Origin of the sequence: Tenacibaculum pelagium, from assembly GCF_014062345.1 — a bacterium.
Taxonomy (GTDB): domain Bacteria; phylum Bacteroidota; class Bacteroidia; order Flavobacteriales; family Flavobacteriaceae; genus Polaribacter; species Polaribacter pelagius.
In genome coordinates this window covers 75,785-98,495 of record NZ_JACGLS010000001.1, presented here as the reverse complement: position 1 = coordinate 98,495, position 22,711 = coordinate 75,785, and the positions used below count along the sequence as shown (strand labels likewise).

The following is a 22,711-nucleotide window of genomic DNA, read 5'->3' as shown; positions in this document are numbered from 1 at the left end:
TGAAATGAAAGAAGATTTTTTAAAATTCCAAGGTCAAACAACTCCATATCCTTTAGCTATAGAGATTTCTCATGCAAATGGAAGCTATATTTATGATAGTAATGGTAAAAAGATGTTAGACTTTGTTGCTGGGGTTTCCGCTAATAGTTTAGGTCACAATCATCCAAAAATAAATGAAGCTATAAAAAGCCAGTTAGATACTTACACTCATGTGATGGTCTATGGGGAATTCATTCAAAAACCTCAATTAGAATTGTGCAAAGCTTTAGCCAATACACTACCTAAAAACTTATCTTCTGTTTATTTAGTAAATTCAGGTACCGAAGCTACTGAAGGAGCTTTAAAATTAGCCAAACGTTTTACTAATAGAAGTGAAATTATTGCTGCTAAAAACGCATATCATGGTAATACACAAGGTGCCATGAGTGTTTGTGGAGCTGAACAACAAAATCGTGCTTTTAGACCTTTAATTCCTGGAACTAAATTTATCGAGTTTAATAATGAATTAGATATAGAAAAAATTACTACAAATACAGCAGGAGTAATTTTAGAAACCATTCAAGGTGGTGCTGGTTTTATTGAGCCTAAAAACGATTTTTTAACTAAAGTTAAGCAACGCTGTGAAGAAGTTGGAGCTTTATTAATCTTAGATGAAATCCAAACTGGAATTGGACGCACTGGAAAGTTTTGGGGATTTGAAAATTACAACGTAACACCTGATATAATTATTACAGGAAAAGGATTAGGAGGTGGTATGCCTATTGGTGCTTTTATTTCTTCTTTTGATATAATGAATTGCCTTAAAGAAAACCCTAAACTAGGACATATCACTACCTTTGGTGGGCATCCTGTTATTGCAAGTGCTGGATTAGCTACTGTAGAAGAAGTCACTTCTACTAACCTCGTCGAAGAAACTTTAAGAAAAGAAGAGTTGATTAGAAGTAAGTTCGAAAATCATAAAGCTGTTAAAGAAATTAGAGGCAAAGGGTTAATGTTAGCTCTTTTAGTTGATTCTCCTGAAATAGCTTCAAAAGTTATTTTAAATTGTTTAGAAGAAGGAGTTATTCTTTTTTGGTTGCTTTTTGAAGGTTCTGCAATAAGAATCACTCCTCCATTAACTATTTCAGACGAAGAAATTAATGAAGGATGTGATATTATTTTAAAAGAATTAAATAGACTCTAAACCAAAAACTCAAATAAGTTAGGTTTATCATTTAAATACTCTCCATAAAAATTACGCTGCTTCATTCGTCTAATTAAAGGAGTTAAATCTTCTCGTCTAATTAGTTCTATCCCAACTACAGCGGGCCCGTTTTCTCTACTTGTTTTTTTGGAATATTCAAAGTATGTAATATCATCATTTTTCCCTAAAACGTCTATTACAAACTCTTTTAAAGCTCCTGCTCTTTGTGGAAATCGAATAATAAAATAATGTTTTAATTGATTATACAATAAAGCTCTTTCTTTTATTTCTGCTGTTCTTGTAATATCGTTATTGCTACCACTAATTACACAAACAACGTTTTTATCTCTAATTTCTTCAGCATAAAAATCTAATGCAGCAATAGTTAAAGCACCTGCTGGTTCTACTACAATAGCTTCTTTATTATATAAGTCTAAAATAGTTTGACAAACTTTCCCTTCAGGAACCGTTATCATGTCATCTAAATTTTCTTTACAAATATTCAATGTTAAATTCCCTACTTGTTGTACAGCAGCACCATCAATAAATTTATCAATTTTATCTAGTTTCACATTTTTATTTTCTGAAATAGATGTTTTCATGGAAGGAGCTCCTTCAGGCTCTACTCCTATAATTTTTGTACGAGGTGATAACTGTTTAAACACACTTGATAATCCAGAAGCTAACCCTCCTCCTCCTACAGGTACAAATACATAATCTATAGGGGTTTCAAATTGTTTAATAATCTCTAAACCAACTGTTGCTTGTCCTTCAATAATTTTTTCATCATCAAATGGATGTACAAAAGTTTTTCCAAGTGTATCACATACATGTTTTGCAAGTTTATATGCATCATCAAAAGTATCTCCTGTCAATTCAATATCAACATAATCACCACCAAACATCTTAACTTGTTCTACTTTTTGTTTTGGAGTTGGTGATGGCATTACAATTGTACCATGAATCTTCAATTTTTTGCAAGCAAAGGCTACTCCTTGAGCGTGATTTCCTGCACTTGCGCAAATGATTCCATTTCGCCGTTCTTCATCAGATATTGAATTTATTTTATTATAGGCTCCTCTAATTTTATAAGATCTAACCTGTTGTAAGTCCTCACGTTTTAAAAAAATATTTGCTTTAAATTTCTCTGAATAAATATAATTTTTTAACAGAGGAGTTTCTGCAGCCACACCTTTCAATGTAGCTACAGCTTCCTCAACTGCTTTTATAGTTGGTGTATATGTTGTTTGGATTTGCATATTTTTAATGGAAAACTACTGCTTCTTTTTTCTCTTCTTGACTTATTGTTTTCATTGCTGTCATTGACGCCCTTAAGGTTTTTCCTATTTTTTCAATTGGATGGCCTTGCACAGCTTCGTTTACCTTAATTAAATTTAAATTATCTACTTCATTAGAAGATGCATATGATTTACCTATGACAGAAGTATTCACTTTTTTCATAAAATCAACTAATAACGGTTTTGCTGCGTGATCAAACAAATAACACCCATATTCTGCTGTATCTGAAATAATACGATTCATTTCATATAATTTCTTTCTTGCTACTGTATTTGCTATTAATGGTAATTCATGTAAAGACTCGTAGTACGCTGATTCTTCTTTAATTCCAGATGCTACCATTGTATCAAATGCTAGCTCAACTCCTGCTCTTACAAAAGCTACCATTAAAGTTCCATGATCAAAATATTCTTGTTCACTCACTTCTACTTCTGTTGCTTCAGTTTTTTCAAAAGCTGTTTCTCCAGTTGCTGCTCTCCATGATAATAAATTTACATCATCGTTTGCCCAATCTTCCATCATTGTTTTAGAAAAATGACCAGACATAATATCATCCATATGTTTAACAAACAATGGTTCTAATATTGTTTTTAACTCTTCCGATATTTCAAATGCTTTTATTTTTGCTGGATTTGATAAGCGATCCATCATATTAGTAATTCCTCCATGTTTTAAAGCTTCTGTAATTGTTTCCCAACCATATTGAATTAACTTAGCAGCATATGTAGGTTCAATTCCTTCCTCCAACATTCTATCAAAAGATAAAATAGATGCTGTTTGTAATACGCCACATAAAATGGTTTGTTCACCCATTAAATCACTTTTTACCTCAGCTACAAAAGACGATTCTAAAACTCCTGCTTTATGTCCTCCTGTAGCCACTGCATAAGCTTTTGCTTGTGCCCATCCTTTATTTTCTGGGTCATTCTCTGGGTGAACCGCTATTAATGTTGGTACTCCAAAACCTCTTTTATACTCTTCTCTTACTTCTGTTCCTGGGCATTTAGGTGCTACCATTATTACTGTTAAATCTTCACGAATTTTCATTCCTTCTTCAACAATATTAAACCCATGAGAATACGATAATGTTGCTCCTTTTTTCATTAAAGGTATTACTGTTTTTACAACTCGTGTATGTTGCTTATCTGGTGTTAAGTTTAATACTAAATCTGCAGTAGGTATTAACTCTTCAAATGTTGCAACATTAAAATTGTTTTCAGTAGCATTTTTATAAGAAGCTCTCTTTTCTTCAATTGCAGCAGGTCGTAATGCATAAGATACATCTAAACCTGAATCTCTCATATTTAAACCTTGATTTAAACCTTGAGCACCACAACCAATAATAACGACTTTTTTATTTTCTAATGCTTTAACTCCTTCTGAAAATTCCGAAGAATCCATAAACCTACATTTTGCAAGTTGTTCTAATTTTCCTGCTAACGATAGCGTGTTGAAATAATTTGTTGTCATTTTTTTAGTTGTTTGTTGATAATAAAGTGGATATTCTCATTTCATCTTTGGTTATTGCAATACGTCCTGAACGAATAAACTGCATAATTCCATGTTTATCTAATGTGCGATATAATTCTTCTATTTCTTCTTTTGTTCCTGATTTTTCAAGCACAAAAAATTCCTTATTAATATTAATTACTCTAGATTTACTATTATTAATAATAGTTTGTATTTCATCATTTTCCATCAGTAAATCTGAGCTTAGTTTAAACATACAAGACTCTTGATATATTGTATCTTTATCTGTATGATAATAAGCTTTGATTACCTCTACTTGTTTTTCTATTTGTCCAATAATCTTTTTAATCTGTTCTTCAGTTACTTTTACTAACAATGTGATTCTTGAAACACTTTTTATTTCCGATTTAGAAATATTCATGCTTTCAATATTAATATGTCTTCTTAAAAAGATTCCTGAAATTCTATTCAACAATCCCACATTATTTTCTGTATAAACCGAAACTGTATATGTTTGTCTATTTTCCATAATTATTCTAATCTTATATCTGAAACTGATGCTCCTGTTGGTATCATTGGAAATACATTGTTTTCTTTTTCAACACAAACTTCTAAAAAGTATGCGTCTTTAGATTCCATCATTTCTTGAATTGAACTTTCTAAATCTTCTCTTTTTGTAACTCTTTTTGCTTCTATACTATACCCTTTCGCAATAGCTATAAAATCAGGATTCGTCATCTCTGTTGATGCATATCTTTTATCAAAAAACAATTGTTGCCACTGACGTACCATTCCTAAATACTCATTGTTTAAAACAACAATTTTAACAGCTGCTTTCGTTTGTAAAATAGTTCCTAACTCTTGAATTGTCATTTGATAACCTCCATCTCCAGCTATCATAACCACTTCTCTATTTGGCACTCCCATTTTTGCTCCAATTGCTGCTGGTAGTGCAAATCCCATCGTACCTAATCCTCCTGAAGTTATATTACTTTTAGTTTGATTAAATTTAGCATAGCGACAAGCAAACATTTGATGTTGCCCTACATCAGATACAATTACTGCATCTCCACCTGAAGCATTATTAATTTCCTTCAACACCTCTCCCATAGTAAGTCCTTCTTTAGTAGGGTATAAATCATCTTTTTGAACTTTATCAAACTCAATAGCATCTAATTTTCTAAATTCTTGAAGCCAGTTTTCATGCGAGTTTTTATTCACAAACGGTAAAATTTCTGCTAAACTCTCTTTTACATCTCCTAAAACTGCTACATCTGTTTTTACATTTTTATCTACTTCTGCTGGATCTATTTCAAAATGAATTACTTTTGCTTGTTTAGCATAGGTATTTAAATTTCCAGTAACACGATCATCAAAACGCATTCCTACAGCAATTAATAAATCACATTCATTGGTTAATTTATTAGGTGCATAATTACCATGCATTCCTACCATACCTACATTCAATTCATGATCTGTTGGTAATGCTGATAAACCTAAAATTGTCCATGCTGATGGAATTCCTGTTTTTTCTATAAACTTTTTAAACCCCTCTTCTGCTTCTCCTAAAATAACTCCTTGCCCAAAAACTACCATAGGCTTTTTAGCACTATTGATTAGTGCTGCTGCTTCTTTTACTTCTTCTATATTGACTTTAGATTTTGCTTTATAACTACGTATTGAAGTACATTTTTCATATTCAAAATCAAAAGTTTCAAATTGTGCATTTTTAGTGATATCAATTAGTACCGGTCCTGGTCTTCCTGATTTAGCTATATAAAATGCTTTTGCAAATACTTCTGGTATTTCTGACGCTTTTGTTATTTGATAATTCCATTTAGTAACTGGTGTAGAAATTCCTACAATGTCTGTTTCTTGAAATGCATCAGACCCTAATAAATGTTCTGTCACTTGCCCTGTAATACATACCATTGGTGTAGAATCTATTTGTGCATCTGCAATACCAGTAATTAAGTTCGTAGCACCAGGCCCTGAAGTTGCAATGGCGACCCCTACTTTACCTGTTGCTCTTGCAAATCCTTGTGCTGCATGTGTTGCTCCTTGCTCATGACGAGTTAATACATGATTAATCTTGTCTTGATATTTATATAATTCGTCATATACAGGCATAATTGCCCCACCAGGATATCCATAAATTAAATCGGCTCCTTCTTCTAATAAACATTTTACAACAGCTTCTGCACCTGAAACATGTACTTTCTGTTTTGAATCTGTTTTAGATTGTGTTTGGGTCTTTGTATTCATATTTATGATGTTAAAATGCGTCCGTTACACATCCTTTAGATGCTGATGCAACAGTTTTTGCATATTTATATAGTATTCCTTTTTTATGTTTTAATGCTGGAGCTATCCACTTTGATTTTCTTTCTGCTAATTCTTTATCAGAAATCAAAACATTTATAGAGTTATCTTCCGCACTAATTCTTATTTTATCTCCAGTTTCTAGTAAACCTATAGTTCCTCCAGATTGTGCTTCGGGTGTAATATGTCCTACTACAAATCCATGAGTTCCTCCAGAAAAACGACCATCTGTAATTAAAGCGACTGATTTTCCTAAACCTGCTCCCATTATTAATGAAGTTGGTTTTAGCATTTCTGGCATTCCTGGACCTCCTTTTGGACCAACGTATCTAATAACTACTACATCTCCTTTTTCTACTTCACCATTTGATATTCCTTCATTGGCAGCTTGTTCTCCATCATATACCACAGCCTTTCCTTCAAAAAGTAAACCTTCATTTCCAGATATTTTTGCTACAGCTCCTTCAGCGGCTAGATTTCCGTAAATTATCTGAATATTTCCTGATGACTTTAGAGCTTTATCTTTTGGATATATTACATCTTGCTCATCTTCAAAAGAAAGAGGTTCAACATCTGCTAAATTTTCGGCTAAAGTTTTTCCTGTTACCGTTAAACAATCTCCATGTAAATATTCATTATCTAATAAGTATTTCATTACTGCTGGCGTTCCTCCAACTCCATGTACATCTTCCATTAAATATTTTCCTGATGGTTTTAAATCAGCTATTAAAGGAGTTCTATCAGTGACTTTTTGAATATCATCTAAAGTAAATTCAATATCAGCAGCATGTGCAATTGCTAAAAAGTGTAGTACTGCATTGGTAGAACCTCCAAGGGCGTTTACTAATGCAATTGCATTTTCTAATGATTTTTTAGAAATAATATCTAATGGTTTTAAATCTAATTCTAATAAGTTTTTAATGGCTAAAGCTGTTCTTTCAGCTTCCGATAATTTATTAGGGTTTTCTGCAGGAATTGATGAATTATATGGTAATGAAAAACCCATACACTCTATAGCAGAAGCCATTGTATTTGCGGTATACATACCTCCACAAGCTCCAGCTCCAGGAATGGCTCTTTTTATAATTTCCATATATTCATCTTCATCAATCTCTCCTGCAACTTTTTGACCTAAAGCTTCAAAAGCAGAAACAATATTTAATTTCCTTCCTTTGTAATTTCCAGAGGCAATGGTTCCGCCGTACATTATAATTGATGGACGGTTTAACCGCAACATTGCTATTACTGCTCCTGGCATATTTTTATCACAACCAACTACAGAAACTAATGCATCGTAACTTTGTGCATTCATAACTGTTTCAATTGAATCAGCTATAATATCTCTAGATGCTAACGAATAATTCATACCCGATGTTCCCATAGAAATCCCATCTGAGACTCCAATAGTATTGAAACCTAATCCAACCATATCGGTAATTTTACACTCAACTTTAACTTCTGCTGCTAAATTGTTTAAATGCATGTTACACGGATTACCATCATAACCTGTACTCGCAATACCAACTTGAGCTTTACTCATGTCTTCATCAGTTAACCCAACCGCATATAACATTGCCTGTGATGCTGGTTGAGATTCGTCTTGCGTTAATCTACTACTGTGCTTGTTTAATTTCATTACTTAACTCGCTTTTCTTTTTTGACATAAGGCCTAATACTTCGTCTTTATATAATTTCATTAATTGATACCCGTATGACTTCTCCCAATCTAAAGGAAACTTGTAGTCATCTAATGATTGTAGTCCTACTACTTCAGCAGCTGTACCTGTAAAAAAACAAGCATCTGCATTTTTAAGCTCTTCCAATGTGAAATGTTTTTCTTCAATAGATATACCTGTCTCTTTACATAAATCAATTACTGTTGCTCTTGTAATTCCTGCCATAATATGACCTCTTGGTGGTGTATATAATTTCCCTCCTTTTTGCATAAAAATATTTGCTCCCGAACACTCTGCTACGTTCCCGTTCATATCTAACAATAAAGCTTCATCATAGCCATTATTCTTTGCTTCATTTGTTGATAAAATTGAATTGATGTAATGCCCAGTTACTTTAGCTTCTACAAAACAAGACTTAGGGTTTGGACGTTGAAACGAAGATGTTTTCACTCGGAGTAACTTATCTCCCATATACTTTCCCCATTCCCAACACTGAATAATTAAGTTGGTTTCATTAGAAGTTAACAAACTCATATTAGCTCCTGTAGTAATTAATGGACGGATGTAGGCATCTTTTAATCCATTGCGCTCTAATAACTCATAGGTTAGCTTTGTTAATTCATCTGCTGTATAATTAAATTGGATACCCATTACTTCGGCACCATATTTTAATCTTTTATAATGCTCTTCTGATTTAAAAATTCTTGTTCCATTTGGTGTGTTGTAAGCTCTTATGCCTTCAAAAACACCATTTCCATAGTGTAAGCTTTGACTATATGGATTTTCTGATGCTTCTTTTGCTTTGATAAATTTTCCGTTATAATAAATTACACTTTCTTCGTTGTAATACATTGTTGCTTGTTGTTTTGCTATTCGAAATTATTTTATTGTCTTTTTATAAATGATTTTTTTTGTTCTTATTGATGATATCTACTTGACGGATTCAAAACAAATATCTTTGATTTTCAGTTAGTTATGATTTTAATTCTCTCATATTCAATGCATAAAAAAAGCCTGTATCAAAATTGACACAGGCTTTATTGTATAGCAATAATTATCTGTATCAACTCGGTGGTGAGTTAATAATGACAATAATTAAGATTACTACGTTATGTATGCTTAAATTCATATTTGTTCTAACTAAAAAAGGCTTCCTACATGTAGGAAGCCTTTTTATAATTTATAGTTATCTAAATGCATTCCCTATCCTTGTGAAATAATCACAATGACAATAATAGAAATGATATTTAAAATTTGTTTTTTCATTTGATGCCACAAATATTTAGAATAAAATTTTAATTATCCTAATTAATTTTTAAAAATTAATTAAATAATAGTGATTTGTCCCATATGAATATTCTGGAAATTTAAATTACTATCTTCTTGATGCTGAATATAATCTGCAATAAAATCTCCTACTTTACTTGTTGAAAATGCCTTTTCTGAATTAATATCTTCTGTAGTAATTCCTAGTTCTAAAGATTTTTCAACAGCCTTTTCAATTGTTTGAGCCTCTTCATGTAGACCTAAATGCTCTAATAACATCGCTGCTGATAAAATTGAAGCCAACGGATTTGCAATATCTTTCCCTTTTGCTTGTGGAAACGATCCGTGAATTGGCTCAAATAAAGCATTTTCTTTTCCTATGGATGCTGAAGCTAACAAACCAATAGAACCTCCTATAACACTTGCTTCATCTGAAATAATATCTCCAAACAAGTTTTCAGTTAAAATTACATCAAACTGTTTTGGATTTAAAATTAGTTGCATTGCAGCGTTATCTACAAATAAAAATTCAAGCTTAACATCTGGATATTGAGTTGCTAAATTAGTCACAGTTTTACGCCACAATCTTGAAGTTTCTAAAACATTTGCTTTATCAACTAAGGTTAATTTTTTACGTCTGGTTTGTGATGCTTTAAATGCCAAATGGGCAACTCTTTCAATCTCTTCCTCTGAATATGAACATCCATCAAAAGCTATTTTTCCATCATCACTTAACTCTTTAATTCCAAAATAAACACCACCTGTTAACTCTCTATAAATAGCAATATCAGTTCCTTTTATAACTTCCTCTTTCAAGGGTGAATTTTTAATCAACTTATCATAAGCTTTTACAGGTCGTAGATTAGAAAATAAACCTAACTCTTTTCGTAAACGTAACAACCCTTGTTCAGGGCGCACTTTAGCTGTTGGGTCATTATCATATTTAGGATCTCCAATAGCTCCAAATAAAATAGCGTCCGATTGCTTACACAAAGTCAATGTTTTATCAGGTAAAGGGTTTCCTGTTTTATCAATAGCACAAGCTCCCATTAAAGCTTCTTTATATAAAAATGTATGATCATAAACATCTGCTACAGCATTTAATGCTTTTTTAGCTTGTTCTATTACTTCTGGTCCTATTCCGTCACCTGGAATTACTGCTATATTAAATTTCATATACTTTTAAATTGCTTCTTCAAAATTTTTAATTTTATCTTTTTTACTGATTAAAAAATCAATGTCATCATATCCATTTAATAAGCACAATTTCTTGTATGAATTAATTTCAAATTCAGTATTACCTACTGGTGTTTTCAATATTTGATTTTCTAAATTTACAATTAGAATTGCTTCAGGGTCATTGCTTGTTTTTCGCAATAGCTTCTTCAAATAATCTTGTGATACTTGTATCGGTAAGATTCCATTATTTAATGCATTTCCTTTAAAAATATCTGCAAAAAAGCTACTAATTACTACTTTAAAACCATAGCCTGCTAATGCCCAAGCAGCATGTTCTCTGCTAGAACCACAACCAAAATTATCGCCCGCAACTAATATGCTTCCTCTATATTTTTCATTATTTAAAACAAAATCTTCATTAGTTGTTCCATCTTTATGAAATCTCCAATCTCTAAATACATTATCTCCAAAACCTTTTTTATCAGTTGCTTTTAAAAAGCGTGCTGGAATTATTTGATCTGTATCTATATTCTCTGTTGATAACGGAATCGCCGTGTCAATCAATTTTACAAACTTTTCCATCTTAATTTAAGTGTTTTGTGATGTCTATAATTCTACCTTCTATTGCAGTTGCAGCTGCCATTAAAGGACTTGCTAAAATAGTTCTTGCACCTTGTCCTTGACGCCCTTCAAAATTTCTGTTTGAAGTTGAAACACAATACTCTCCTTCCGGAATTTTATCATCATTCATCGCTAAACAAGCTGAACATCCAGGTTGTCTTAACTCAAAACCAGCGCTTTCGAAAATAGTTTGTAAACCTTCTTCTTGAATTTGTCTAGCGATTTGTTGTGATCCTGGTACCAACCAAGCATTCACATTTTGTGCTTTTTGTTTTCCATTTACGTATGAAGCTGCAACTCTAAAATCTTCAATTCTAGAGTTTGTACAGCTACCTATAAAAACATAATTAATTTTCTTATCAACTAAACTTTCTCCTTTTTGAAAGTTCATATATGATAAAGATTTCTCAAAAGAAGCATCATTTTCCTGTGGAATAGTCTCAGTAATCTTAATTCCCATTCCTGGATTTGTTCCGTAAGTAAGCATTGGTTCAATATCTTCTGCTTTGAAAGTGTATTCTTTATCAAAAACTGCATTTTCATCAGTCTTTAACATTTTCCACTTCGCTACTTTCTTATCAAACTTTGAACCTTTAGGAGCAAACTCTCTTCCTTTCACATATTTAAAAGTAGTTTCATCAGGAGCTATCATTCCTCCTCTTGCTCCCATTTCAATACTCATATTACAAACCGTCATTCTGCCTTCCATAGACATTTCTTCAAAAACATTTCCTGCATATTCACAGAAATATCCTGTTCCTGAATTCGTTCCTAATTGAGAAATAATGTATAGAATTACGTCTTTGGGTAGTACACCTTTTTTAAGTTTTCCGTTAACAGATACTCGTAAACTTTTTGGCTTTTCTAACAATAAACATTGACTAGCAAATACCTGTGCTACTTGACTCGTGCCTATACCAAAAGCAATAGTTCCAAACGCTCCATGAGTAGATGTATGGCTATCTCCACAAACCATCGTCATACCTGGTTGTGTAATTCCTAACTCCGGAGCCATTACATGTACAATTCCGTTGTATTTATGACCTAGACCATACAAAGTAATACCATTCTCCTTACAATTTTTTGTTAACTGTTCTAATTGATTTCTAGAAAGCTCATCTTTAATAGGTAAATGTTGATTTACTGTAGGCGTATTATGATCAGCTGTAGCCACAATTTTATCAGGTCTCGCTATTGGTATGTTTCGTTCTTTAAGTTCGTTAAACGCTTGTGGACTTGTTACTTCATGAATTAAATGCTTGTCTATGTATAAAATTTGTGGTCCATCTTTGATTGAATCTACCACATGGGCATCCCAAACTTTATCAAATAATGTTTTTCCCATTAGGCAATAGCTATTTTAGAGATTTTATTGACTTGTTTCATTATTAGATGAATATCTTCATCTATTACTTCTTTTTGCTTATCTGCAAATTTTAAAAAGGTCTTATAAGCCGTGTCTAACTGAATTTTGGTAAGCTCATATCCTACTCTCTTAGCTCTATAAGCCAAAGCTGCTCTACCACTTCTAGCTGTTAATACAATAGCACTTTCTGTAACTCCTACATCTGCAGGATCAATAATCTCATAGGTTTCACGATTTTTAATCACTCCGTCTTGATGTATTCCTGAACTATGTGCAAAAGCATTTGCTCCAACAATTGCTTTATTAGGCTGAACAGGCATTCCCATGCTTTCACGAACCATCATACTTGTATCGTATAATAATTTAGTATTAATGTCGGTTTGTAAATTCAAATAAGGGTGTTGTTTTAAAATCATCACCACCTCTTCTAAAGCAGTATTTCCAGCACGCTCTCCAATTCCATTTACCGTACATTCTATTTGTCGAGCTCCATTGATTGCTCCAGCAATTGAATTTGCAGTTGCCAAACCTAAATCGTTATGACAATGGCAAGAAATAGTTACATTATCAATACCCTTTACATTATCCTTTAAATACTTGATTTTTGCTCCATATTCGTCTGGTAAACAATATCCCGTAGTATCTGGAATGTTTAATACTGTAGCTCCAGCCTTAATCATTTCTTCACAAACTTTAGCTAAAAATGCATTGTCAGTCCTACCAGCATCTTCTGCATAAAACTCTACATCATCTACAAAGTTTCTAGCATATGAAACTGCTTCTCTTCCTCTTCTTATTACTTCCTCTTGAGAAGAATTAAATTTGTATTTAATATGAGATTCACTAGTTCCTATTCCTGTATGAATTCTGGGTTTCACAGCTACTTTTAATGCCTCCACTGCTATTTCAATATCCTTTTTAACGGCTCTGGTTAATCCACAAACTGTTGCGTTCTTAACAATCTTTGCTATTTCATTAACAGAAGTAAAATCACCTGGGCTCGAAACAGGAAAACCAGCTTCTATAATATCAACTCCCAAAAAATCTAGTCGTTCCGCTATTACTAATTTTTGTTTAGTATCCAGTTTACAACCAGGAACCTGTTCTCCATCTCTTAAAGTAGTATCGAAAATTTGGATTTTATCGTTATTCATTCTATTTAAATAATTGTCATTATATCAATCAAATGTATATATTGGCTTTTCAGAAGTGCTATTTTTTCAAATATCATTTACGACATCAAAAAACAATAACAAAAAGCTAATAAACTGACCAATAACATCTTAAAATGAATTATTTTACAAGAGCTAACCAACAAAATGATTCTTTATTTATTCTGATTCAATCTTTAACAAAATCAGAAAAGCGTCAATTCCACCTGTATATTGGTCGTTTAGATGGTAATATGGAAGCTAAATTTTTCACTCTTTTTAAATTTTTAGAAAAGCAAAAAAAATATGATGAGAAATCTATTATTAATAGTGGTATTGTTAGCAAACAACAACTTTCTAATTTAAAAGCTCATTTGTATAAACAAATATTGATTAGTTTACGAATGAACCCTGTTCATAAAAACATAAGGGTGCAAATACGTGAACAAATAGATTTTGCTACAGTATTGTATCAAAAAGGATTATATAAACAAAGCTTAAAATTGCTAGACAAAGCAAAAATAATGGCTATTGAAAATGAGGAAAAAAATGTTGCTTATGAAATTGTAGAGTTCGAAAAGGTAATTGAAAGTCAATACATAACTAGAAGCATAGATACTAGAGCTGACGAATTAACAATACAAGCAAAAAAATTAAGTCAGCAAAATGTTATTACAAGTAAGTTGTCTAATTTATCACTTCAACTCTATGGTATTTTACTAAAAACAGGGTATGCTCGTAACGACAAAGAACTAATAAAAATCAACACTTATTTTGAGTCACACTTGCCTTCTTTTGATTTCAACTTATTAGGTTTTAGAGAACGTTTATGGTTATACAAAGCACATTTATGGCGAAGTTTTTTAACTCAGAATTTCTTACATGGTTATAAGTATTCCTCTAATTGGATGAACCTTTTTAGAGAGTATCCAAAAATGATACAGCTCAATCCTATTTTTTATTTAAAAGGAATGAATTACTTACTAGAATCTTTGTTTTTCATTCAGCATGAAAAAGAGTTTAACAAAGAGCTTTCCTATTTTGAATCTGCTATAGATGAAAAGAGAATTCCAATAAATGGTAATACTGAAATTTTAATTTTTCAATATTTCTACACAAATCAATTACATAAACATTTCTTAAAAGGAACATTTAAAGATGGTGAGTATTTAGTTAATACTATTAACTCTAAAATTAAAGAGTACTATAATCGTTTAGACAGACATCATATTATAACATTATACTACAAAATTGCTTGTTTATATTTTGGAATGGGAGAAAATAAAAAGTGTATTGAATATCTCTCTAAAATTATTAATGCAAAAAAATTGTATGTAGGGGAAGATTTACAATGTTTTGCCAGAATTTTAAATTTAATTGCTCATTACGAATGTGGTTTGGACTATCATTTAGAAATACAGTTTAAAGAAACCTATAAGTTTTTATTAAAAATGGAAAACTTGCAGGAAGTTCAAAAAGAATTTATTATTTCTATTAAATCTCTAGGCGATGTTTTTCCACATCAAATAAAAAATGAATTTAAAAAGATTCATAGTCGATTAAAAATATACGAAAATCATCCATATGAAAAAAGAGCTTTTTTGTACCTAGATATCCTTTCATGGTTAGAAAGTAAAATAGAAAACAAATCTGTTTCTGAAATTATTCAAGAGAAAGCTAAAAAGCGTCTGAGAAAATAATTTATAAAAAATAAGCTTTATTAAAAAAAAAGTATAACTTTGGATTGATGTTAAACAACAAAGAAAATATTAATTCTTTATCAGTCGTGAATCTTACGACCTCTTTTGTTGGCACAACATTTTCTACAATTATTACGGGTACCCTTTAGGGGTTCTACATTTACATATCATCTTAGGCTATAGTTATATTTTTGAAAGATTCAAAAAAGATAACTCACACAAAATCAGTTTATAATTTTACATATTTTATTATGAAAGTTTTAAAATTTGGTGGATCATCAGTTGCCAATCATCAAAACATTAAAAAAGTTTTACACATTGTAAAACAAGTTTCTAATCAAGAAAAAACAGTTATTGTAGTATCTGCTTTTGGAAAAACTACCGATAAACTACTTACCACCGCACAATTAGCATTAAAAGATAACAATCTAATCGCTAAACCTATTAGCGAATTAGAAGAATTGCACTTTTCTATAATTAAAGAACTTATTATTTCTAAAAATCAATCAGAAGTAATTCAAGAAGTTCAACAATTGTTTAATCGATTAAAGGCGATATATGAAGGTGTTTTTTTATTACAAGAACTCTCTTCTAAAACACTTGCAAAAGTTGCTAGTTTCGGAGAAAGGTTATCTTCTTACATTATTGCAAATGCTGCCAAAGAATTATTAAATGCAACTCATAAAGACAGTAGAGAACTTATAATTACAAATAATGACTCTTTAAACGCACAAGTAAACTTTAATCTTACTTACAAAAATTGCATCAATTATTTTGAAGATAATTCGTTTGACATAACTATTTTAGGTGGTTTTATAGCTGCTGATGAAAAAGGCGAAACAACTACTTTAGGCCGTGGAGGTTCTGATTATTCTGCAGCTATTTATGCAGCTGTTTTAGGAGCCAATGAATTACAAATTTGGACAGATGTTAGCGGTATGTACTCTGCGAATCCAAGAGTGGTAAAACAAGCATTTCCAATTACTCAGATTTCGTATGAAGAAGCTATGGAATTATCTCATTTTGGTGCAAAAGTCTTGTACCCTCCTACTATTCAGCCTGTTTTAGAAAAAGAAATTCCTATTCGAATAAAAAATACTTTCGACCCAGAAAACCAAGGAACTCTTATTTCAAAAGAATCAACAAATAACAAGCCTGTAAAAGGAATTACACATATTGAAAATATTAATTTGCTTACCCTAGAAGGTAGTGGTATGGTGGGCATTCCTGGTTTTTCTAAACGCATGTTTGAAACGTTGTCACAACAAAATATTAATGTAGTATTGATAACACAGGCTTCATCAGAACATTCTATATGTATTGGTATTTATGAAGAAGATGCCTTGCTTGCTGAAAAGTCTTTAAACGAAGTATTTTCTTTTGAAATTCAACAACATAAACTAAATCCAGTTTTAGTAGAAAATAACTTAGCAATTATTGCATTGGTAGGTGACAACATGAAAAACCACCAAGGTTTAAGTGGTCAAATGTTTAGTGCTTTGGGTAAAAATAATGTAAATGTTAGAGCCATTGCACAAGGAGCTTCAGAAAAAAATATCTCAGCTGTTATTAATAGTTCTGATGCTAAAAAAGCCTTGAATACTTTACATGAGCAGTTTTTTGAAGAAAAAATAAAGCAATTAAACCTATTTGTTACTGGAGTTGGAAATGTAGGAGAACGCTTTTTAGCACAAATACATCAACAAAGAGAATTCTTAAAAGAAAATTTGAAATTAAATATTCGAGTAATTGGAATTTCAAATTCACGAAAAATGTATTTTAATGAAGAGGGTATTGATTTATCTATTTGGAAAGATAGCTTAGCAAATGGAAAAGAAAGTTCTTTACAATCATTTTTTGAAGAAGTAAAATCCTATAACTTTCGTAACTCTGTTTTTGTTGACAATACAGCCAATCAGAAAGTTTCTGAAGTTTATGAAAACTATTTACGTAATAATATAGCTGTAGTTACTTGTAATAAAATTGCTTGTGCATCTGATTTAGATAATTATAAAAAACTGAAGAGAGTTTCTAGTAAATATAACGCGCCGTTTTTATTTGAGACTAATGTTGGTGCTGGATTACCAGTTATAGATACTTTAAAAAACCTTGTTGCTTCTGGTGATAGAATTCATAAAATTCAAGCAGTTTTATCAGGTACATTAAATTTTGTTTTCAATAATTTTAATAATCAAAACACTTTTCATGATGTAGTTAAAGTTGCACAAGAGCAAGGATTTACTGAACCTGATCCAAAAATTGATTTAAGTGGAGTTGATGTTGCTAGAAAAATTCTAATTCTGGCTCGTGAAAGTGGTTATAAACTTGAGTTATCTGACATAGACAACAACTCTTTTTTACCTGAAAAAAGCTTAAACACAAGTGATAATGATGCCTTTTACAAAAGTTTAACTGAATTTGAAGCACATTTTCAAAAAATGTTTAAAGAAGCTAATGATAAAAATTGTCGATTAAAATATGTTGCTGAATTTGAAAATGGTAAAGCTAATGTTGGTTTACAACATATTCCAGCTGATCATCCTTTTTATAATTTAGAAGGTAGTGATAATATTGTTTTATTTTTTACAGATAGATACTCTATAAACCCTTTGCAAATAAAAGGTGCTGGAGCAGGTGCTGATGTAACTGCTTCTGGAATTTTTGCTGATGTAATTAGAATAGGCAACAATTAAATTATGGTAGTGGATAAGTATAAAAATATCATTGAAACTTATAATAAGATATCACAGCAATATCATGATAAATTCATGGATGCTACGGTGTACCATCATAGCTATAATAAACTTTTAAAACACACTAAAAAAGCTCATCAAACGGTTTTAGATGTGGCTTCTGGCCCTGTTAATATTACAAAGTATTTACTTTCTAGCAGGAATGATTTTAAAATTTTGGGTATTGATGCTACTGAAAACATGATTCAATTAGCAAAAGAGAATGTGCCTAATGCAAATTTTAAACTCTTAGATTGCAGGAATATTAAAAATTTACATCAGAAGTTTGATATTATAGTTTTTGGTTTTTGTTTCCCTTATATTTCAAAGGAAGAAAGTGTTCAATTAATTAATGAGGCATATAGCTGCTTAAACAAAAATGGGATACTTTACATAAGTACAATGATCGGAGATTATGATACTGATTCAGTATTTAAAACAAGTTTTGATGGAAAAAATCGCATGTTTATTCATTACCATAATCCAGAATATTTAATTGAAGCTATACAGGATAATAAATTTCAGTTACTAGAAAATTATACAAAAGAATATCAAGAAGGTACTATCAAAGGTGATACTGACTTGTTTTTAATTGCAAAAAAATGAATTATATAAAAATATTTGCTCCAGCAACTGTTGCTAACGTTTCTTGTGGTTTTGACTCTATGGGTTTTGCCGTAGATACCATTGGAGACGAAATGACTTTTACAAAAACAGTAAAAAAAGGAGTAAAAATAACACAAATAACCGGTGCTAATGGTTTGTCTTCAGGCCCTACTAAAAATGTAGCAGGTGTAGTTGCATTGGCTATGCTAAAACAACATCCAGTTGATTTTGGTATTGAAATTACCATGCACAAAGGATATTCTCCAGGTAGTGGTTTAGGAAGTAGCGCTGCAAGTTCTGGTGGAGCTGCTTTTGGGGTTAATGAATTATTAGGTAAACCATTTTCTACTTTAGAACTAACAAAATTCGCTATGCTAGGCGAAGAAGCTGCTTGCGGTACTCCTATTGCTGATAATGTTGCAGCCGCAATATTTGGTGGGTTTGTTTTAATAAGAAGTTATGAACCTTTAGACATTGTAAAACTTCCCGTACCTGATGAACTACAATTGGTTGCCATCCATCCTCAAATTGAAGTAAAGACAAAAGATGCTAGAGAAGTTTTACCTGAAAACGTTCCTTTAAAAGATGCCATTACACAATGGGCTAATGTAGGCGGATTAGTAAGTGGGTTGCATACCAATGATTATCAACTAATCGCTAATTCGTTAACAGATGTTATTGTAGAACCTGCGAGAAAACATTTAATTCCTCATTTTGATTTAGTAAAGAATGAAGCTATCAAAGCTGGGGCTTTAGGAGCAGGAATATCTGGTTCTGGCCCTACAATTTTTGCCTTATGTAAAGGTAAAAAATCAGCAACTAATGTATACAAAGCTATACAAAATGCTTACAGTGACAAAAACATTGATTTTAATCTTTTTACGTCAAAAATAAATACGCTAGGAGTTAAAGTTTTAGAAACAAAATAAATACAACAATGAACTATTATAGTCTTAATAAAAAATCACCAAAGGTTAGCTTTCAAGAAGCTGTTGTTAATGGATTAGCTCCTGATCGTGGATTGTACTTTCCTGAGAATATTACTCCTTTAGATAACGATTTCATTCAAAATATTGAAGATTATTCCAATGAGGAAATTGCCTATCAAGCGATCAAACAATTTGTAGGTGATGAAATACCTACTGAAACCTTGCAGCAAATTATCAAAGAAACATTATCCTTTGATTTTCCTATTGTTCAAGTTGAAGAAAATATTGGAATCTTAGAGCTTTTTCACGGTCCTACCATGGCATTTAAAGATGTAGGTGCTCGTTTTATGGCGCGTTGCTTGGGCTATTTTAATAGAAATAACAACAATAAAGTTACTGTATTAGTAGCTACTTCTGGTGATACAGGTGGTGCTGTTGCCGATGGTTTTTTAGGAGTAAAAGGTGTAGACGTGGTAATACTCTATCCAAGTGGAAAAGTAAGTGACATTCAAGAAAAACAACTGACTACTTTAGGCCAAAACATTACTGCTTTGGAAGTAAATGGTGTTTTTGATGATTGCCAAGATATGGTAAAAACTGCTTTTTTAGATAGCGAAATAGAACGTACCTTAACCTCAGCTAATTCTATAAATATTGCACGTTGGTTACCACAATTGTTTTATTTTTTCTTTGCGTACAAACAAGTACACAAACAGCAAAAGGAAGTAGTATTTTCGGTTCCTAGTGGAAATTTCGGAAATATTTGTGCAGGTATCATGGCTCAAAAATTAGGATTACCTATTAAGCATTTTGTAGCAGCTACTAATGTAAATGACACCGTTCCTAATTATTTAAAAGATGGTGTTTATAACCCTAAGCCATCTAAAGCTACAATTTCTAATGCTATGGATGTTGGAAACCCAAGTAACTTTATACGTATTCAAGAATTGTTTAATAACGATTTAGACTCACTAAAAAATACTTTTTCATCTTACTCATTTACTGATAAAGAAACGCGAGAAGCAATGAAGGCTATTTACAAAAGCAGCAAATACATCGCCGATCCTCATGGAGCTGTAGGTTATTTAGGTGCTAAAGAGTATTTAAAGAACAATTCAAACACATTATGTCTGTTTTTAGAAACAGCACATCCTGTAAAGTTTTTAGAAGTGGTTGAAGAGACTTTGGACTTACAAGTAGCTATTCCGAAGCAAATTCAATCAATTATGAATAAGAAAAAGAGTTCTTTACAAATAAGTTCTTATAAAAATTTAAAAACTTTTTTAAATTCTTAATCATATAGTGAAAGGAGGTTTTTAGAAACCTCCTTTCACTTTTTTTTCATAGATTTATGCCAAATCAACTTTCCCTTATGCATAAATCTACTGAGATTACGCGTCTTTTCGATTTTCCTTATCATCAATTAAAAACCTATCCACAGCAAAAATGCTTAGTGTATAAAGAAAATGAAACTTGGAAAAATATTTCAACGCAAGAGTACATACAACAAGCTAATCAAGTAAGTAGAGCTTTATTAAGTTTAGGCATAAAAAAAGGAGATAAAATAGCTGTAATTACAACTAACAATCAACCCAAATGGCATGTTTTAGATATTGGAACGATGCAAATTGGAGCGATAAATGTACCGTTATATCCAACGTTTTCTGAAAAAGATTATGCCTATATTTTAAACCATTCTGATAGTGTTTATTGTTTTGTTTCTGATGATGATTTGTATCAAAAAGTAATGGCTGTAAAAGATCAAACTCAGTTAAAAAATGTATTTACTTTTGAAGAGATTAAGACTGACTATGATTGGAATTCATTTTTAGAATTAGGAGAAAATAATGATATACAACCTGAAGTTGAACAGAGAAAAAAGTCAATACAAGCATCTGATTTAGCAACTATAATATATACTTCTGGAACTACTGGAACACCTAAAGGTGTTATGCTTTCTCATCATAATGTAGTGAGTAATATTTTCTCTACAGCAAAGGCAATAAATTTAAACGATAATAAAAAAATAGCTATCAGTTACTTACCTATTTGTCATATTTTCGAAAGAGCATCTTCATATTATTGTCAATACATGGGCTTTGAAATACATTTTGCAGAGAGTATTGAAAAAATAGGTGATAATCTTCGAGAAATAAAACCTAACTTTATGGCAGTAGTACCTCGCTTATTAGAAAAAGTATTTGATAAAATAGTAGATAAAGGAAGTGATTTATCTGGTTTAAAAAAACGTTTATTCTTTTGGGCTTTAAAATTAGGAGAAAACTATAAACCTTATAAAGAAAATGGCTGGTGGTATGAATTTCAATTAAAAATAGCTCGTAAACTTATCTTTTCAAAATGGCAACAAGCTTTGGGTGGAAATTTAGACTTTATGCTTGCTGGTAGTGCACCAATGCAACCTAGATTAATTAGAGTTTTTACAGCAGCTGGAATTCCGGTTTTTGAAGGTTATGGTATGACCGAAACTTCTCCTGCAGTATCGGTAACAGATATGCGTAGTAAAGGATTTAAAATAGGAACCGTTGGCAGAGTTATTCAAGATGTAACGGTTAAAATTGCTGATGATGGAGAGATTTTGGTTAAAGGGCCAAATGTAATGATGGGCTATTATAAAACCCCTGAACAAACCAATGAAACTATTAAAGACGGGTATATTCACACAGGAGATATTGGAGAAATTGATGAGGATGGATTTTTAAAAATCACAGATAGAAAAAAAGAAATTTTTAAAACTTCAGGTGGTAAATACATTGCTCCTGCTGTTTTAGAAAGTGAATTAAAAAAGTCTCGCTTTATAGAGCAAGTAATGGTTATTGGAGAAAGTGAAAAAATGCCAGCAGCATTAATTCAAGTATCTTTCGATTTTGTAAATGAATGGGCTAAAAGACACAATCATAAAATTAATGGTATTTCTACCGATCAAAAACTAGTAGATCGTATTCAGAAAGAAATAGATTATTACAATAAGAGATTTGGTAAATGGGAACAAATTAAAAAGTTTGAAATTACACCTGACGAATGGACAACAGATGCTGGACATTTAACTCCAACATTAAAAATGAGAAGGAAAATTATCTTAGAAAAATATAACGATTTATATAAAAAAATATATAATTCACAATAAATCAACCCTTAAGGTTTAACTTGTGCAATCGGGGTATTTTTCATAATTTGCATGGCGCAAAAAAAA

At 31.5% G+C, this 22,711-nt stretch carries 17 protein-coding genes; 7 read left to right on the top strand and 10 right to left on the bottom strand.

Going from position 1 to position 22,711, the window contains the following annotated elements; genetic code table 11:
• Positions 1 to 4 precede the first annotated feature (4 nt).
• On the top strand, positions 5 to 1,183 hold the full coding sequence (locus H3Z83_RS00405; RefSeq protein WP_182123505.1) for an aspartate aminotransferase family protein: 1,179 nt from the start codon (positions 5 to 7) through the stop codon (positions 1,181 to 1,183).
• Here the strand turns inward: H3Z83_RS00405 and ilvA are convergent.
• The 10 genes from ilvA to H3Z83_RS00355 all read right to left on the bottom strand — a co-directional run bounded on the left by ilvA (position 1,180) and on the right by H3Z83_RS00355 (position 13,536).
• Positions 1,180 to 2,442: a threonine ammonia-lyase gene (gene ilvA, locus H3Z83_RS00400; RefSeq protein WP_182123504.1), complete on the bottom strand. Its 1,263-nt coding sequence runs from the start codon at positions 2,440 to 2,442 to the stop codon at positions 1,180 to 1,182. The genes H3Z83_RS00405 and ilvA overlap by 4 nt on opposite strands.
• Before the next feature lie 4 nt (positions 2,443 to 2,446).
• Positions 2,447 to 3,952 carry a ketol-acid reductoisomerase gene (gene ilvC, locus H3Z83_RS00395; RefSeq protein WP_182123503.1) on the bottom strand — a complete coding sequence of 502 codons (1,506 nt, stop codon included), beginning with the start codon at positions 3,950 to 3,952 and terminating at the stop codon, positions 2,447 to 2,449.
• Between the two features lie 4 nt (positions 3,953 to 3,956).
• Positions 3,957 to 4,481, bottom strand: coding sequence for an acetolactate synthase small subunit (ilvN, locus tag H3Z83_RS00390; protein WP_182123502.1), 525 nt, complete (start codon positions 4,479 to 4,481; stop codon positions 3,957 to 3,959).
• 2 nt (positions 4,482 to 4,483) lie between these two features.
• Positions 4,484 to 6,217 carry a biosynthetic-type acetolactate synthase large subunit gene (ilvB, locus tag H3Z83_RS00385; protein ID WP_182123501.1) on the bottom strand — a complete coding sequence of 578 codons (1,734 nt, stop codon included), beginning with the start codon at positions 6,215 to 6,217 and terminating at the stop codon, positions 4,484 to 4,486.
• Positions 6,218 to 6,227: 10 nt separating this feature from the next.
• Entirely contained in the window at positions 6,228 to 7,910 is a 1,683-nt protein-coding gene (gene ilvD / locus H3Z83_RS00380; RefSeq protein WP_182123500.1) for a dihydroxy-acid dehydratase, read from the bottom strand.
• A complete protein-coding gene (locus H3Z83_RS00375) occupies positions 7,888 to 8,802 on the bottom strand; it encodes a branched-chain amino acid transaminase (RefSeq protein WP_182123499.1) in 915 nt (304 codons plus the stop codon). The genes ilvD and H3Z83_RS00375 overlap by 23 nt, the downstream gene beginning before the upstream one ends.
• Before the next feature lie 474 nt (positions 8,803 to 9,276).
• Positions 9,277 to 10,392, bottom strand: coding sequence for a 3-isopropylmalate dehydrogenase (gene leuB, locus H3Z83_RS00370; RefSeq protein WP_182123498.1), 1,116 nt, complete (start codon positions 10,390 to 10,392; stop codon positions 9,277 to 9,279).
• 6 nt (positions 10,393 to 10,398) lie between these two features.
• Positions 10,399 to 10,977 (bottom strand): 3-isopropylmalate dehydratase small subunit, encoded by a 579-nt coding sequence (gene leuD / locus H3Z83_RS00365; protein WP_182123497.1) that lies wholly within the window; start codon positions 10,975 to 10,977, stop codon positions 10,399 to 10,401.
• 1 nt (position 10,978) lies between these two features.
• Entirely contained in the window at positions 10,979 to 12,361 is a 1,383-nt protein-coding gene (gene leuC / locus H3Z83_RS00360) for a 3-isopropylmalate dehydratase large subunit (RefSeq protein WP_182123496.1), read from the bottom strand.
• Positions 12,361 to 13,536 carry a 2-isopropylmalate synthase gene (locus H3Z83_RS00355; protein ID WP_182123495.1) on the bottom strand — a complete coding sequence of 392 codons (1,176 nt, stop codon included), beginning with the start codon at positions 13,534 to 13,536 and terminating at the stop codon, positions 12,361 to 12,363. The genes leuC and H3Z83_RS00355 overlap by 1 nt, the downstream gene beginning before the upstream one ends.
• A 134-nt stretch (positions 13,537 to 13,670) precedes the next feature.
• On the opposite strand from H3Z83_RS00355, the gene H3Z83_RS00350 reads away from it, so the two are divergent.
• From H3Z83_RS00350 to H3Z83_RS00325, 6 genes are all read left to right on the top strand, one after another.
• Positions 13,671 to 15,233, top strand: a complete 1,563-nt coding sequence (locus tag H3Z83_RS00350) for a hypothetical protein (RefSeq protein WP_182123494.1) — start codon at positions 13,671 to 13,673, stop codon at positions 15,231 to 15,233.
• A 251-nt stretch (positions 15,234 to 15,484) separates the two neighbouring features.
• Positions 15,485 to 17,926 carry a bifunctional aspartate kinase/homoserine dehydrogenase I gene (gene thrA, locus H3Z83_RS00345; RefSeq protein ID WP_182123493.1) on the top strand — a complete coding sequence of 814 codons (2,442 nt, stop codon included), beginning with the start codon at positions 15,485 to 15,487 and terminating at the stop codon, positions 17,924 to 17,926.
• 9 nt (positions 17,927 to 17,935) lie between these two features.
• A complete protein-coding gene (locus H3Z83_RS00340) occupies positions 17,936 to 18,571 on the top strand; it encodes a class I SAM-dependent methyltransferase (protein WP_182123492.1) in 636 nt (211 codons plus the stop codon).
• Positions 18,568 to 19,500, top strand: coding sequence for a homoserine kinase (locus H3Z83_RS00335; RefSeq protein ID WP_182123491.1), 933 nt, complete (start codon positions 18,568 to 18,570; stop codon positions 19,498 to 19,500). Before H3Z83_RS00340 ends, H3Z83_RS00335 begins: the two co-directional genes overlap by 4 nt.
• Positions 19,501 to 19,508: 8 nt before the next feature.
• Positions 19,509 to 20,795, top strand: coding sequence for a threonine synthase (gene thrC / locus H3Z83_RS00330; RefSeq protein ID WP_182123490.1), 1,287 nt, complete (start codon positions 19,509 to 19,511; stop codon positions 20,793 to 20,795).
• Positions 20,796 to 20,872: 77 nt separating this feature from the next.
• Entirely contained in the window at positions 20,873 to 22,645 is a 1,773-nt protein-coding gene (locus tag H3Z83_RS00325) for an AMP-dependent synthetase/ligase (RefSeq protein ID WP_182123489.1), read from the top strand.
• Positions 22,646 to 22,711 lie beyond the last annotated feature (66 nt).